The organism is Cellulosimicrobium sp. XJ-DQ-B-000 (assembly GCF_031119065.1).
Lineage (GTDB): Bacteria > Actinomycetota > Actinomycetes > Actinomycetales > Cellulomonadaceae > Cellulosimicrobium > Cellulosimicrobium funkei.
This window is the reverse complement of record NZ_JAVHYN010000002.1, coordinates 290,465-304,118: the sequence shown is the minus strand read 5'-3', so window position 1 is coordinate 304,118 and position 13,654 is coordinate 290,465. Positions and strand designations below refer to the sequence as shown.

General features: G+C 75.2%; 11 protein-coding genes and 1 riboswitch. Of the genes, 10 read left to right on the top strand and 1 reads right to left on the bottom strand.

Annotated features, from left to right (window positions below; translation table 11 throughout):
* The first annotated feature begins 45 nt into the window (after nt 1–45).
* From RDI86_RS05265 to RDI86_RS05230, 8 genes are all read left to right on the top strand, one after another.
* Nucleotides 46–1,161: an LLM class flavin-dependent oxidoreductase gene (locus RDI86_RS05265; RefSeq protein WP_308820876.1), complete on the top strand. Its 1,116-nt coding sequence runs from the start codon at nt 46–48 to the stop codon at nt 1,159–1,161.
* Nucleotides 1,162–1,291: 130 nt separating this feature from the next.
* A complete protein-coding gene (locus RDI86_RS05260; protein ID WP_308820875.1) occupies nt 1,292–2,389 on the top strand; it encodes an LLM class flavin-dependent oxidoreductase in 1,098 nt (365 codons plus the stop codon).
* A 177-nt stretch (nt 2,390–2,566) separates the two neighbouring features.
* Nucleotides 2,567–2,680, top strand: a riboswitch (SAM riboswitch).
* 104 nt (nt 2,681–2,784) lie between these two features.
* Nucleotides 2,785–4,413: an ABC transporter substrate-binding protein gene (locus RDI86_RS05255; protein WP_194521904.1), complete on the top strand. Its 1,629-nt coding sequence runs from the start codon at nt 2,785–2,787 to the stop codon at nt 4,411–4,413.
* Nucleotides 4,414–4,483: 70 nt separating this feature from the next.
* The gene (locus RDI86_RS05250) at nt 4,484–5,437 is read left to right on the top strand and encodes an ABC transporter permease (RefSeq protein WP_194226456.1); all 954 of its coding nucleotides are present in this window, start codon (nt 4,484–4,486) and stop codon (nt 5,435–5,437) included.
* Nucleotides 5,434–6,480, top strand: a complete 1,047-nt coding sequence (locus RDI86_RS05245) for an ABC transporter permease (RefSeq protein WP_308820874.1) — start codon at nt 5,434–5,436, stop codon at nt 6,478–6,480. Before RDI86_RS05250 ends, RDI86_RS05245 begins: the two co-directional genes overlap by 4 nt.
* Complete coding sequence (locus RDI86_RS05240) at nt 6,477–8,294, top strand: ABC transporter ATP-binding protein (RefSeq protein ID WP_308820873.1); 1,818 nt, start codon at nt 6,477–6,479, stop codon at nt 8,292–8,294. Before RDI86_RS05245 ends, RDI86_RS05240 begins: the two co-directional genes overlap by 4 nt.
* Nucleotides 8,291–9,709 (top strand): M20/M25/M40 family metallo-hydrolase, encoded by a 1,419-nt coding sequence (locus tag RDI86_RS05235; RefSeq protein ID WP_308820872.1) that lies wholly within the window; start codon nt 8,291–8,293, stop codon nt 9,707–9,709. The genes RDI86_RS05240 and RDI86_RS05235 overlap by 4 nt, the downstream gene beginning before the upstream one ends.
* Before the next feature lie 28 nt (nt 9,710–9,737).
* On the top strand, nt 9,738–11,234 hold the full coding sequence (locus tag RDI86_RS05230) for an MFS transporter (RefSeq protein WP_308820871.1): 1,497 nt from the start codon (nt 9,738–9,740) through the stop codon (nt 11,232–11,234).
* Between the two features lie 75 nt (nt 11,235–11,309).
* Here the strand turns inward: RDI86_RS05230 and RDI86_RS05225 are convergent, their stop codons facing one another.
* Nucleotides 11,310–11,795: a Dps family protein gene (locus tag RDI86_RS05225; RefSeq protein WP_051028364.1), complete on the bottom strand. Its 486-nt coding sequence runs from the start codon at nt 11,793–11,795 to the stop codon at nt 11,310–11,312.
* Between the two features lie 249 nt (nt 11,796–12,044).
* On the opposite strand from RDI86_RS05225, the gene RDI86_RS05220 reads away from it, so the two are divergent.
* Together RDI86_RS05220 and RDI86_RS05215 are read left to right on the top strand one after the other, a co-directional pair.
* A complete protein-coding gene (locus RDI86_RS05220) occupies nt 12,045–13,070 on the top strand; it encodes an aldo/keto reductase (RefSeq protein ID WP_076403559.1) in 1,026 nt (341 codons plus the stop codon).
* A 112-nt stretch (nt 13,071–13,182) separates the two neighbouring features.
* The gene (locus RDI86_RS05215) at nt 13,183–13,575 is read left to right on the top strand and encodes a hypothetical protein (protein ID WP_228485210.1); all 393 of its coding nucleotides are present in this window, start codon (nt 13,183–13,185) and stop codon (nt 13,573–13,575) included.
* The last annotated feature ends 79 nt before the right edge of the window (nt 13,576–13,654 follow it).

Below are 13,654 nucleotides of genomic sequence, written 5' to 3'. Positions count from 1 at the left end.
GACCCCGCACCCCGAACCACCCGCACCGACACCACGGAGACCCTCATGCCCGTCGAGTTCCTCGGCATCGCCACGACCAACGACGCCTCGGAGACCACCGAGCGCACGACCGCCGCGTTCGACCCCGCCTACCTCGAGCGCCTCGTGCGCGCGCACGAGGACAACGGCTGGACGCGCGTCCTCTTCGCGTACGGCTCCTCCGGCCCCGAGCCCGCCGCGCTCGCCGCCTACACCGCCGCGCGCCTGCAGTCGATCGAGCTGCTGCTCGCGCACCGGCCCAACGTGTCCTACCCGACGTACGCCGCCAAGACGTTCGCGACGCTCGACCAGCTCTCCGGCGGGCGGCTCTCCGTCCACTTCATCACCGGCGGCAACGACCACGAGCAGGGCCGCGAGGGCGACACGCTGACCAAGGACGAGCGGTACGCGCGCACCCACGAGTACATCCAGATCGTCAAGCAGGCCTGGTCGAGCGCCGAGCCGTTCGACCACCACGGCCCGTTCTACGACTTCGACGACTTCGTGCTCGACGCCAAGCCCTTCGAGGGCCGCACCCCGACCATCTCGTTCGGCGGGTCGTCGGACGCCGCGTTCCGCGTCGGCGCGGCCGAGGCCGACATCTACGCCGTCTGGGGCGAGCCGCTCGACCGCACCGCCGAGCAGATCGCGCGCGTGCACGCCGAGGCCGCCGCCGCGGGCCGCACGACGCCGCCGCGCATCCACGCCGCGTTCCGGCCGATCGTCGCGCCGACCGAGGAGCTCGCCTGGGAGAAGGCGCACCGCATCCTCGACCGGATCGAGGCGCGCAAGGCCGCCGCGGGGGGCCAGCTCAGCCGTCGGCACCCGATCGACAAGCCCGAGAACGCGGGTTCCCAGCGCCTGCTCGAGATCGCCGCCCAGGGCGAGCGCTTCGACACCGCGCTGTGGACCGCGACCGCGAAGGCCACCGGCGGCGCCGGCAACTCCAACGCGCTCGTCGGCACGCCCGAGCAGGTCGCCGAGGCGCTGCTCGCCTACTACGACCTCGGCGTCCGCGTCATCTCCGCGCGCGGCTACGACCTGCTCGACGACGCGGTCGACTTCGGTCGCTACGTCATCCCGCTCGTCCGCGAGGAGGTGGCGAAGCGCGACGCCGCCGCCGCCGAGGCCACCGCGGCCTGACAGATCGGCAACCCCGCCCCGGGTCGGCAGCTCCGGTCGGGTTCGGCACCTGCGCGTGCCGAACTCGACCGGAGCTGCCGAACGCGCCGGTACCGGCCCCCGGACGACGACGAACAACAAGGAGAAGGACGTGCGGTTCCAGGTACTCGACATCGTGTTCAACCCGCCCCACCCCGTGACCGGGGAGGCGGTCGCGCCGTCCGACCGGTTGAACCGGGTCGTGGAGACGGCGGTGCTGGCCGAGGAGCTCGGGTTCGACTCGTTCGCGGTGGGGGAGCGGCACGCGGGAGAGGTGCTGTCGTCGGCGCCGACGGTGCTCCTCGGCGCGGTCGCGGCGCGGACGTCGCGCATCCTGCTGAGCACGGGCGTCACCGTGCTGTCGCTGCTCGACCCGATCCGCGTCGCCGAGGACCTCGCGACGGTCGACCAGCTGAGCCGCGGGCGGCTGGAGATCGTCATCGGCAAGGGCAACGAGGTGCTGCAGTACCCGCTGCTCGGGCTGGACCTCGACAAGCAGTACGAGTACCTCCAGGAGAACTACGAGCTGCTGCGCCTGCTGCTGTCGGAGGAGGACGTCAGCTGGAGCGGGCGGCACCGCCACGCGCTGGAGCACGCGACGACGCTGCCGCGGCCGTTCGCCGGGCCGTTCCGGATCTGGCACGGGTCGGCGACGTCGCGCTTCGCGGTCGACCTCGCGGCCCGGTACGGGGACCCGATCGTCAGCGCCAATGCGCTGCAGCCGCGCGAGAACTACCAGGTGCTCATCGACCGCTACCGCGAGCAGTACGCGGCGCACGGGCACGACCCGGCGTACGGGTACGTCGGGTCGGGCTCGGGCGGGCTGTTCCTCGCCGACACGACGGAGGAGGCGATCGAGCAGTACCGCCCGATCTACGAGGGCCAGGTCGCGGCGGCGGCGCGCCGGGGGTACGGGCCCGACGCCGTCGGGAAGGCACCGAGCTTCCGGACGGTCGAGGACGCCGTCGAGCGGGGGCCCGCGCTCGTGGGGTCGCCGGAGCGCGTGGCCGAGAAGATCCTCGACTACCACGCCTCGTACCGGCACGACCTGCAGTCCGTCTCGGTGAACCACCTGATCCCCGCGGCGCAGCAGGAGGACGTCCTGCGCCGGTTCGCGGAGGAGGTGGTCCCGGTCGTGAAGGCCGAGGTGAAGACCGACCTGTGGAGCCCGGCCGACGCCCGCCGCGCGGCGGGGTTCACCGCGGCCTGAGCGATCGCCGGACCGGAGGGAGGGGCCCGTCTCGCCCGGCGAGGCGGGCCCTCGCCGTGCTCGTGGCAGCCCCGGCGACGGGTCACGACGACGCGGAGCAGGAAACAACCGTCCGTCTGGCGGGACGGTCGTCTCGATACTTGACTCACCTGGTCGAGATTGTCTTTCCTGCTCCCAGGTGACGAGCGTCAGCACGCAGGCCCGGCTCGCTGACCAGCAACCCTTCGACGTGACGGGGTGCTCCGGGAACGACCTGACCGCGTGGCTCCCGCCGCGCGGTAAGCACGGCACCCCGGTGGGTTCCCCCGCCGCGCCGGCCCTGGGCCCGGCGCGGTCGACCACCGGCGCCGGACGACCGCCGGTCCTCAGCCGGCACACGAGGAGAGCAGCACGACATGATCCCCACACCTCACCGACGCCGGTCCCTGACCGTCGCCGCGGCGGCCGCCGCGACGGGCCTCCTGCTCAGCGCGTGCGCGGGCGGCGGCTCCGGCGCGTCCGACGGCGACGGGTCGCCCAGCCCGTCCGGCGAGCCCGTGGCGGGCGGCGACCTGACGTTCGCGCTCACGGTCGACTCGCACTGCATCGACCCGCAGCAGGTCGGCAACAACGACGCCATCGCGGCGGCCCGCCAGACGGTCGCGTCGCTCACGGCGCAGGACCCGGACTCGGGCGAGATCCTGCCGTGGCTCGCGGAGAGCTGGGAGGTGAACGACGACGCGTCGAGCTACACGTTCCACCTGCGCGACGACGCGACGTACGCCGACGGCACGCCGATCGACGCCGAGTCGGTGAAGACGAACTTCGACGCGATCGTCGCGCTGGGCGCGACGGCGTCGCTCGGGTCGCAGTACCTCGTCGGCTACGAGGGCACGACCGTCACCGACCCGCAGACCCTCACGGTGGACTTCGCGGAGCCAAGCGCGCAGTTCCTCCAGGCGACGTCGACGTTCTCGCTCGGCCTCCTCGCCCCGTCCTCGGCCGACCTGAGCGTCGAGGACCGCTGCGCCGGGAAGTTCGTCGGCTCCGGCCCGTTCTCCGTGAAGTCGTACACGCAGGACCAGGAGATCGTGCTCGAGAAGGTCGCGGGCTACGCGTGGGGCTCGGAGGCGAGCGACCACCAGGGCGAGGCCTACCTCGACACGGTGACGTTCAAGGTCATCCCCGAGGCGAGCGTGCGCAGCGGCAGCCTGCAGTCCGGGCAGATCGACGCCACGGCCGCGATCTCGACCGTCGACCTCCCGCAGTTCGACGGGAACGGGTTCTGGCTCGAGTACCGCGCCAACCCGGGCGTCGTGTTCAACCTCTTCCCCAACGAGTCGAGCCCGCTCGCGGGCGACGAGGCCGTGCGGACGGCGATCCTCCAGGGCATCGACCGCGAGCAGATCGCGGACACCGTGCTCAGCGCGCAGGACGAGCCGGCCACGAGCGTCCTGTCGCACTCGACGCCGCTCTACGAGAGCGTCGCGGACGAGCTCGCCTACGACCCCGAGGGCGCGAAGAAGATCCTCGACGACGCGGGCTGGGTCGAGGGCGCCGACGGCGTGCGCGAGAAGGACGGCCAGAAGCTCTCCACGACCGTGACGTTCTGGCAGGTGCCGGAGCCGCTCGAGCTCGTCCAGCAGCAGCTCGCACAGATCGGCGTGGACCTCCAGCTCCAGCACGTGACCGTCGCCGAGTCGCAGGCGATCAAGGAGAGCGGCGACTTCGACTTCGACTACTACAACCTCACGCGCTCCGACCCGGACGTGCTGCGGACGATCTTCTCGGCGAACGCGCGCAACATCAACCAGCGCGACGCGGAGGAGGTCGACGACCTGCTCGACGCGTCGGCCGCGGCGACCGACCCGGCCGAGCGCCAGAGGCTCGTCACGGAGGCGTCACGCCTCCTGGTCCAGAAGGGGCACGCGATCCCGGTCTACGAGCTCTCGACGACCATCGCGGCCGCCGACACGGTCCACGGCCTGACGTTCGAGGCGTCGTCGCGCCTCGACTTCTACGACGCCTGGGTCACCCAGGGCTGACCCGCCGGGCCCGCCTGCCCGACGCCGCGGCGTCGGGCAGGCGGGCATCCCCCACGGAAGGAGGCCGACCATGGGCCGGTACGTCCTGCGTCGCGCCGGGCAGGGCCTGTTCGTGCTCTGGGCGGCGTTCACCATCTCGTTCTTCGTCCTCTACCTGCTGCCCAGCGACCCGGCCGCGCTCATGGCGAGCGGCGGGGGCGAGGCGGACCAGGTGGACCCCGCGCTGCTCGACGCCCTGCGCGCCCAGTACGGCCTCGACCGGCCCGTGCTCGTGCAGTACGCCGACGCGCTGTGGCACGCGCTGCGGCTCGACTTCGGGACGTCGTACGCGTCCGGGGCGCCCGCGACGCAGCTCGTGCTCCAGGCGCTCCCGGAGACGCTCCGGCTCACGGCCGCGGCGCTCGTCCTCGCCGTCGTGGCGGGCGCCGGCATCGCGATCGCGAGCACGTTCCCGCGCGCGGCCTGGCTGCGCCACGCGCTCGCGTCGCTGCCGCCGCTCGGCGTCGCCCTGCCGCCGTTCTGGCTGGGCCTCCTCCTGCTGCAGTGGTTCTCCTTCCAGATCCCGCTGTTCCCCGCGATCGGCAACCAGGGCGCGATCAGCCTCGTGCTCCCGGCGATCACGCTCGCCGTGCCGGCGAGCGCCGCGCTCGCCCAGGTGCTCGCGCGGAGCCTGCGCGGGACGCTCGGCGAGCCGTACGTCGAGACGGCGCGCGCCAAGGGCGCGAGCCGCGCGCGCGTGCACTTCGGCCACGCGCTGCGCAACGCCGCGATCCCCGCGCTGACCGTGCTGGGCGTCGTCGTGGGCGGGCTGCTCGGTGGCACGGTCGTCACCGAGACGGTGTTCTCGCGCGCGGGCCTGGGACGGCTCACGGTCACGTCGGTGGACGCGCAGGACATCCCCGTGGTGCAGGCGGTCGTCGTCCTCTCGGCGCTCGTGTTCGTGGTCGTCACGCTCGTGGTCGACCTGCTCTACCCCCTGCTCGACCCCCGGATCGACGCACGACAGAAGGCGGTGGCCGCATGAGCACCAGGCCGGGAGTGCGCATCGTGCTCCGGGACGAGGCCCGGGTCGCGGACCGTGCCTCGGTGGCGGACGTGCCGCCGTCGGGCGCGCTCGCCCCCGACGCCCCGCCCGCCGACGCGCCCGGGGGACGCACGCCCGCGGAGATCGAGGTCGAGGACCGCGAGGACGCGCGCGCGATCCTCCGGCACGGCCGCGTGCGGACCCGGGGCACGGCGGGCCGGTGGCGGCGCGGGGCGCGGTACGCCGTGCGGCGTCCCGGGCTGGTCGTCGCCGTGCTCGTCGTCCTGCTCGTCACGGCGTGGGCGGTCGTCCCGCAGCTCTTCACGGCGTACGACCCGCTGACGGGCGTGCCCGCGGACCGGCTGCAGCCGCCGTCGGGCGCGCACCTGTTCGGCACCGACCACCTGGGGCGGGACGTGTACGCGCGCGTCGTCCACGGCGCGTCGGCCTCGCTCGGCGCGACCCTCGTCGCGGTCGCGGTCGGGCTCGTCGCCGGGTCGCTGCTCGGCCTGCTCGCGGGGTTCGTGCGCGGGTGGGTGGACGACGTCGTCGGCCGGTTCGTCGACGTGCTGCTCGCGATCCCCAGCATCCTGCTCTCGCTCGCGATCATCACGGCGCTCGGGTTCGGGACGGTCAAGGTCGCGATCGCCGTCGGCATCACGAGCGTCGCGACGTTCGCGCGCGTCATGCGGGCCGAGGTCCTGCGCACCTCGACGTCGGTGTACGTCGAGGCGGCCCGCGCGTCGGGGGTGCGCTGGTACGGCGTGCTGGGGCGCCACGTGCTGCCCAACTCGACGGGACCGGTGCTCGCGCTCGTCGCGCTCGAGCTCGGCACGGCCGTGCTCGCCATCTCGGCCCTGAGCTTCCTCGGCTACGGGACGCCGCCGCCCGCGCCGGAGTGGGGGTCGCTCGTCTCGGGCGGGCGCGACTACCTGGCCACCGCGTGGTGGCTCACGACCATGCCGGGCCTCGTGATCGTCGCCGTCGTGCTGTCGGCGAACCGCATCGCGCGGGCCCTGGAACGGACCGGAGGGGACGCATGACCGCCACGACGCCGACCACCCAGGAGCGTCCCGGCCCGACGTCGGGCGAGGCGCCCGCGCTCGAGATCCGCGGTCTGGAGGTCGCCTACCGCACGCGCGACGGCGGCTCGTACGCCGCCGTGCGCGGCGTCGACCTCACGGTCGGGCCGGGCGAGGTCGTCGCGCTCGTGGGCGAGTCCGGGTCGGGCAAGAGCACGACGGCGCACGCGGCCCTGCACCTGCTCGCGCGCGGGGGCGAGGTGACGGCAGGGACCATCCGCCTCGGCGGCCGCGACGTCGGACGGCTCTCCGAGAAGGAGTGGCAGCAGGTGCGGGGCCGCGACGTCGGGCTCGTGCCGCAGGACCCGACGGTCTCGCTCAACCCCGTCACGCGCGTGGGCGACCAGGTCGCGGAGGTGCTCGTCATCCACGGGCTCGCGCGGCGCAAGGAGGCGCGCGAGCGTGCGGTCGAGCTGCTGCGCCAGGCCGGGATCGACGACCCGGAGGCCCGCGCGCGGCAGTTCCCGTCGCAGCTCTCCGGCGGGATGCGCCAGCGCGTGCTCATCGCGATCGCCGTCGCGGCCCGGCCGCGCCTCGTCGTCGCGGACGAGCCCACGAGCGCGCTCGACGTGACGGTCCAGCGCCGCATCCTCGACCACCTCGACGGACTCGTGCGCGACCTCGGCACCGCCGTCCTGCTCATCACGCACGACCTCGGCGTCGCGGCGGACCGCGCCGACCGGATCGTCGTTCTCGAGCACGGGGTCGTCGTCGAGGAGGGCACCGCCGAGCAGGTGCTGCACGACCCACGCCACCCGTACACCCAGCAGCTCATCGCGGCGGCGCCGAGCCTCGCGAGCTCGCGCCTCGTCGCAGGCGGCACCCCGGAGACGGCGCCGAACGACGGCGTCGTCCCGCGCGCCGACGCGAGCCGCGCCGCGGTCGCGAGCCGCGCCGTCGACCAGGGGATCGCGGTGCCCGACGCCGCCGGCCCGGACACCGCGAGCGCGCCCGTCCTCGCGGTGCGGGACCTGCGCAAGGAGTTCACGCTGCCGCGCGGGTCGTCGCACCGGACGCTCGTCGCGGTGGACGGCGTGAGCCTCGCGGTCGGGCGCGGCGAGACGTACGCGCTCGTGGGGGAGTCGGGGTCGGGCAAGAGCACGACGGCGCGCCTCGCCCTCCGGCTCGAACGGCCCACCGCGGGCACGGTGGAGTTCGCCGGCGAGGACATCACGACGGCACGCGGCGAGCGGCTGCGGTCGCTGCGCCGCGGCTTCCAGGTGGTCTACCAGTCCCCGTACGCGTCGCTCGACCCGCGGTTCACCGTCGAGCAGATCGTCACCGAGCCGCTCCGGGCGTACCGGGTCGGGTCGCCGTCCGAGCGCGCCGACCGGGCGCGTGCGCTCGTCGAGGACGTCGCGCTCCCGCCCGACGTGCTCCGCCGGGGACCGCGCGAGCTCTCGGGCGGGCAGCGCCAGCGCGTCGCCATCGCGCGGGCGCTCGCCCTGAACCCGGCGCTCGTCGTGCTCGACGAGCCCGTCTCGGCGCTCGACGTGTCCGTGCAGGCGCAGATCCTCGAGCTGCTCGTGCGGCTCCAGGCCGAGCACGGGCTCGCGTACCTGTTCATCTCGCACGACCTCGCCGTCGTGCGGCAGGTGTCCGACCACGTCGGCGTCATGCACCGCGGGCGCGTCGTCGAGCAGGGGGCGGCCGAGCAGATCCTGCTCGACCCGCAGGAGGAGTACACGCGTGAGCTCGTCGCGGCCATCCCCGGCCGCCGCACGCTCCAGGACGCGCCCCGGGCGTCGTCCACGACAGCAGGGAGCGCACGATGACCGTCGCCGCACGACCCGCAGCGCCCGGCACCCGGCCCGGGACCAGGGCGACGCCCGGGCCGCGCGTGCTCGCGGAGCCCGCCCCCGCGCCGTCGCGCACCGAGCTCGCGGGCCGCACCACCGAGCTGCTCCAGGCGATGATCCGCAACGCGTGCGTCAACGACGGCACCGTCGGCTCGGGGCACGAGGCCCGCAACGCGCGCGCCGTCGCGGACGTGCTCGACGGTCTGGGCCTCGAGGTCGAGTGGGTCGAGCCGCAGCCCGGTCGCACGTCGCTCGTCGCGCGCCTGCGCGGCACCGACCCCGGTGCCCCGTCGCTCGCGCTCGTCGGGCACACCGACGTCGTCCCGGTCGAGCCGGAGGGGTGGACGCGCGACCCGTTCGGCGGCGAGCTCGTCGACGGCTGGGTCTGGGGCCGGGGCGCGATCGACATGCTCGGGCTCACGTCGGCGTTCACGGTCGTCACGCGGGCGATCGCGGAGAGCGGGCAGCGGCTGCGCGGCGACCTCGTGCTCGCCGCCGTCGCCGACGAGGAGCACGGCAGCACGTGGGGGGTCGACTGGATCACGCAGCACCGGTACGACCTCGTGGACGTCGACGCGGTCCTCACGGAGTCGGGCGGGGTGCCGCTCGGGCCCCGGGGGAGCCGCACGGTCGCGGTGGGGGAGAAGGGCGGCGCGGGGCGCCGGCTTCGCGTCGTCGGTCGGCCGGGGCACGGGTCGGGGCCGTACGGGTCGCTCAACGCGATCGTGCTCGCGGCCGAGGCCGTGCGGCGGATCACCGCGCACCGCGGCCCCGTCGTCATCGGAGACCTGTGGCGCCGCTACGTCGACGCGCTCGACCTCGCGCCCGACGTGCGGGCCGCGCTGCTCGACCCCGCGCGGATCGACGACGCGCTGCCCGCGCTCGGTGCGCTCGCGTCCGTCGCGCACGCCACGACCCACACGACCGTCGCGCCGACCGTGCTGCACGCGGGGTCGAAGCCCAACGTCATCCCCGGGCTCGCCGAGGTCACGCTCGACGTCCGCGTCCTCCCGGGCGCGACCCCGCAGGACGTGGCCGACCTGCTCGACGACGCGCTCGGCGACCTGCGCGAGCACGTGCACGTCGAGGGGGACTGGTTCGGCGAGGCCTCGCAGTCGCCCACCGACGGCGCGGCGTACGCGGCGATCGAGCGGGCCGTGCGCGCGCACGCGGGCGCCGACGTCGTGCCGGTCCTCGGTACGGGCGGCACGGACGGGCGCTTCTTCCGCCGTCGCGGCGTGCCGGCCTACGGGTTCGGGCTGCTCAGCGAGCAGTGGGACCCCGGGGTCTTCCGGTCGCTGTTCCACGGAAACGACGAGCGCGTCGACGTCGAGTCCCTCGGCCTCACGGCCACCGCGCTGCACGACGTCGTCACGAGCTACCTCGGGTGAGCGGTCGTCCCGGCGTCGGCGCCCCGCCGTGGCGGTGACCGCGGGCGGGCGCGCGTCGCGGGCCGTGCTGCGGGTCTGCCTCGCGACCGGGTTCGTCACGCTGCTCGACTCCGCGATCCTCACCGTCGCGGCGCCGGCGCTGCGGGCCGAGCTCGGCGCGACGACCGCCCAGCTCCAGTGGATCCTCGCCGGGTACTCCCTGACCTTCGGGCTCGCGCTCGTCCCGGCCGGCCGCCTCGGCGACCGGCTCGGTCGCGGCGGACCGCTGGCCGTCGGGCTCGGGCTGTTCGCCGTGGGGAGCCTGGTCGGCGCGACGGCCTCCGACGCCGACGTGCTCGTCGCCGCGCGCCTGCTCCAAGGAGCCGGCGCCGGGACCGCGAACCCGCAGGTCATCGGCCTGCTCCAGGACCACTACGCCGGACCGGCTCGCGCGCGTGCGCTCGGCGCCTACGCCTCGACGGGGGCGTTCGCCATGGTCCTGTCCCCGCTCGTCGGTGGCGGCATCCTGTCCGCGCTCGGACCGGCGGCGGGGTGGCGCGCCGCGGTCGGGCTCGCCGCGCCGCTCGGGCTGGCGGTCATGGTGGTCGCCCTGCGGGCGCTGCGGCCGGGGGACGCCGGACCTGGCGTCGCGGGAGAGGGCCGGGCCGGTGCGAGCACGGACGGCGGCCGCGGGGGCCGGTCGCGCGGCAGTCGGGTCGGGGTGGGCTTCGACGTCGTGGGCCTCGTGCTCGTCACCCTCGTGACCCTGGGCCTGCTCGTCCCGTTCGTCGCCGACGGGCCGCGCGCCGTCGTGCTGCCGGTCTCGCTCGGGGTGCTCGTGGCCGCCGTCGGGGGGCTCGTCGTGTGGGAGCCGCGCTACGCGCGGCGTGGCCGGGCGCCGGTGCTCGCCCCGGGGCTCCTGCGTTCCCCCACCTACGTGCTGGGGTGCGTCGTCGCGGCGTTCAGCTTCGGGGCCGCGCTCGGCTACTCGGCGGTCCTCATGCTCTTCCTGCAGGACGGCGCGGGCCTCAGCCCGGTCCAGGCCGGCCTCGTGACGACGCCGGGCGCCGTCGCGTCGGTGGTGGCGGCGAACCTCTCGTGGCGGTCGTTCCGGCGGTTCGGTCGGCGCGGCGTCACCGTCGCCGTCGGGGCGAAGGCCCTCGTCGCCGTGGGCACGGCGCTCGCCGTCGGCGTCGCGCCCACGGCGGCCGTGGTCGCCGCGCTCGTCGTCTCCCAGGTGCTCACGGGTGTCGCCGCGGGGCTGACGATCTCGCCCAACCAGACGCTCACCCTGGAGGGGGCGCCCGGCACCGAGCGCGGCGTCGCGGGGGCGGCGCTCCAGCTCGTGCAGCGCGTCGCGGCCACCGTCTGCATCGCCGCGATGACCGGCGCCTTCGTGGCCCGGACCGACGGCGCGGCCCCGGGTCTCCTCGACGCGCACCGCGACGGCCTCGTCGCCGTCAGCTCCGCCGTCGCGGCCCTCGCCCTCGTCGCCTGGGCGGCATCGTGGCTCGACGAGCGTCTCGCCCGCCCCGCCACCAGATAGAGCCGCAGGCCGTGGGGGAGGACACCAGGTGTCCTCCCCCACGGCCTGCGGCTCGACGGCGCGGTGCCGGACGGGTCAGGCCTCGCGGTTCTCCGAGGAGAGGAACCAGGCCTGCTTCTCCAGGTCCGCGATGATCTCGTGCAGGATGTCGGCGCTCGTCGGGTCCTCGGCGTCGACGTCGTCGTGCACGGCACGGACGACCTCGACCGTCTGCGCGATGCGCTCGACGACCGCGTCGACCGTGTCGCCGACCGACACGAGGCCCGCCGGGTACGGCGAGAGGTCCGTCGTCGTCGCGACGGTCTCGGTGCGGCCGTCGGGCACGACCTGGAGCGCGCGCATGCGCTCGGCGACGGTGTCGCTGTGCTCGCGCGCGGCGTCCACGACGTCGTCGAGCTGGAGGTGCAGGTCGCGGAACCCGCGGCCCGTGACGTTCCAGTGGGCCTGCTTGCCCTGGACGTGCAGGTCGACGAGCGCGACGAGCACGCGCTGCAGGTGGGCGCGGAGCTTCTCCGACGCCTCGAAGCGGGCCGTCGTGCGGTGGATGGTGGGTGCGGACATGGTGCTCCTCGCTCTCTCGGGGGTCGCCCGGAATCGTGCGGCGGTCACCCGGCTTCCGTCGGTGCCGTTCACTTGAACGATTCCAGACTAGGTGGCATTCCGCGCGCCCGCCAGCAAGGAGAGGCGTGCCTGACCTGCGGCGGGGCTCGTCGCGCGCCGAGCCGCAGCGTGGCGCGTCACGTCCTCTCGCCAGGTGAGAGGACGGCGTCCGGCCTTGCCCCGGGCGGCGCGCGGTGGTCCGCTGGGGCCATGACCGACACCTCCCGGACCCTCGCCTTCGGCACCCTCCCGTCGCGCACGCTCGGCACCGGCGGGGCGGCGCTCGCCGTCTCCGCCGTCGGGTTCGGCGGGATGTCCGTCACCGACGCCTACGGCCCCGCGGACGCCGCGGAGGCCGAGGCCGTGCTGCTCCGCGCGCTCGATCTCGGCGTGACGCTCTTCGACACGGCCGACGTCTACGGCCACGGCCGCAACGAGGAGCTGTTCGGCCGGGTCCTCGGGCCGCACCGGGACGAGATCGTCCTCGCGTCGAAGTTCGGGCTCCCGCCCGCGGGCGGCCACCCCGACGGGCGTCCGGTCGACGGCCGCCCCGAGTACGTCCGTGCCGCAGTCGACGCGAGCCTGCGCCGCCTCGGCACCGACCGCCTCGACCTGTACTACCTGCACCGCGTCGACCCCCAGGTGCCGATCGAGGACACGGTGGGCGCGCTCGCCGAGCTCGTGGAGGCCGGGAAGGTCCGCGGCATCGGTCTCTCGGAGCCGTCCGCCGCGACCGTGCGCCGCGCGCACGCCGTGCACCCCGTGACGGCCGTGCAGAGCGAGTACTCGCTGTGGACGCGCGACCCGGAGGACGAGGTGCTGCCGACGCTGCGCGAGCTCGGGGTCGGCTTCGTGCCCTTCTCGCCGCTCGGCCGGGGCATCCTCACCGGGACCGTGGACGCCACCGACGGCTTCGCGGAGGACGACGTGCGCCGCGCCCACGCCCGGTACGCCGGCGAGGCGTTCGAGCACAACCGCGGCCTCGTGCGCTCCCTGGAGCAGCTCGCCGCGGAGCACGGCGTCACGACGGCACAGCTCGCGCTCGCGTGGCTCCTCGCGCAGGGCGACGACGTCGTCCCGATCCCGGGGACGAAGCGCGTCGCATACCTGGAGCAGAACGTCGCGGCGGCCGCGGTCGAGCTCACGCCGGACGACGTCGCGACGATCGGCGCCGCGATCCCGCGCGCGGCCGTCCAGGGCGTGCGGCACCCGCAGCCGGACCTCCTCGACGGCTGACCTGCCGCGCGGGCGGCGGCGAGGACAGGGGGCCGCCCACCCTGCCTCGCGGGGCCGGGGAGACCTAGACTGGAGAGGTCCTGTGGGTCTCCCCGCGCAGAGGTCGGCTCCGATGTCGTGGCTGCTCATGATCTGGTGCGCGACGGCGTGCACGGCCGCCGCCGCGTGGTGGGTGCTGCGCCGGGCCGGGCGGCCTCCGAGCCACCGGGCGGGCGCGGGCCGTCGTGCCGCCGCGGCGCCGGACCCGCTGACGACGCTCGCGCTCCAGGTGCGGCTCACCGCGCTCGCCGCGGAGCTCCGGCGCATCGAGGCCGACCCGGACGTCTACGCGCGCGCCCACCACTACCTCGCGGTCCAGGGCGCCTACGACGCGCTGCTGCGCGAGGCCTGTCGGCTCACGGGGCTCCCGGTCGCGGACGCGCCCCTGCGCGCGGGCTTCCGCACCGGCGACGACGAGCGGTTCCGCGAGGAGCTCGAGCTCAGCGCGCGCGGCTGGAGCTGGTGACGGACCACCCGTGAGGGGCGGCACGGGACGGGCGAGGGGCCCGACGGCGGGACCTCCGCCGTCGGGCCCCTCGCCCGTC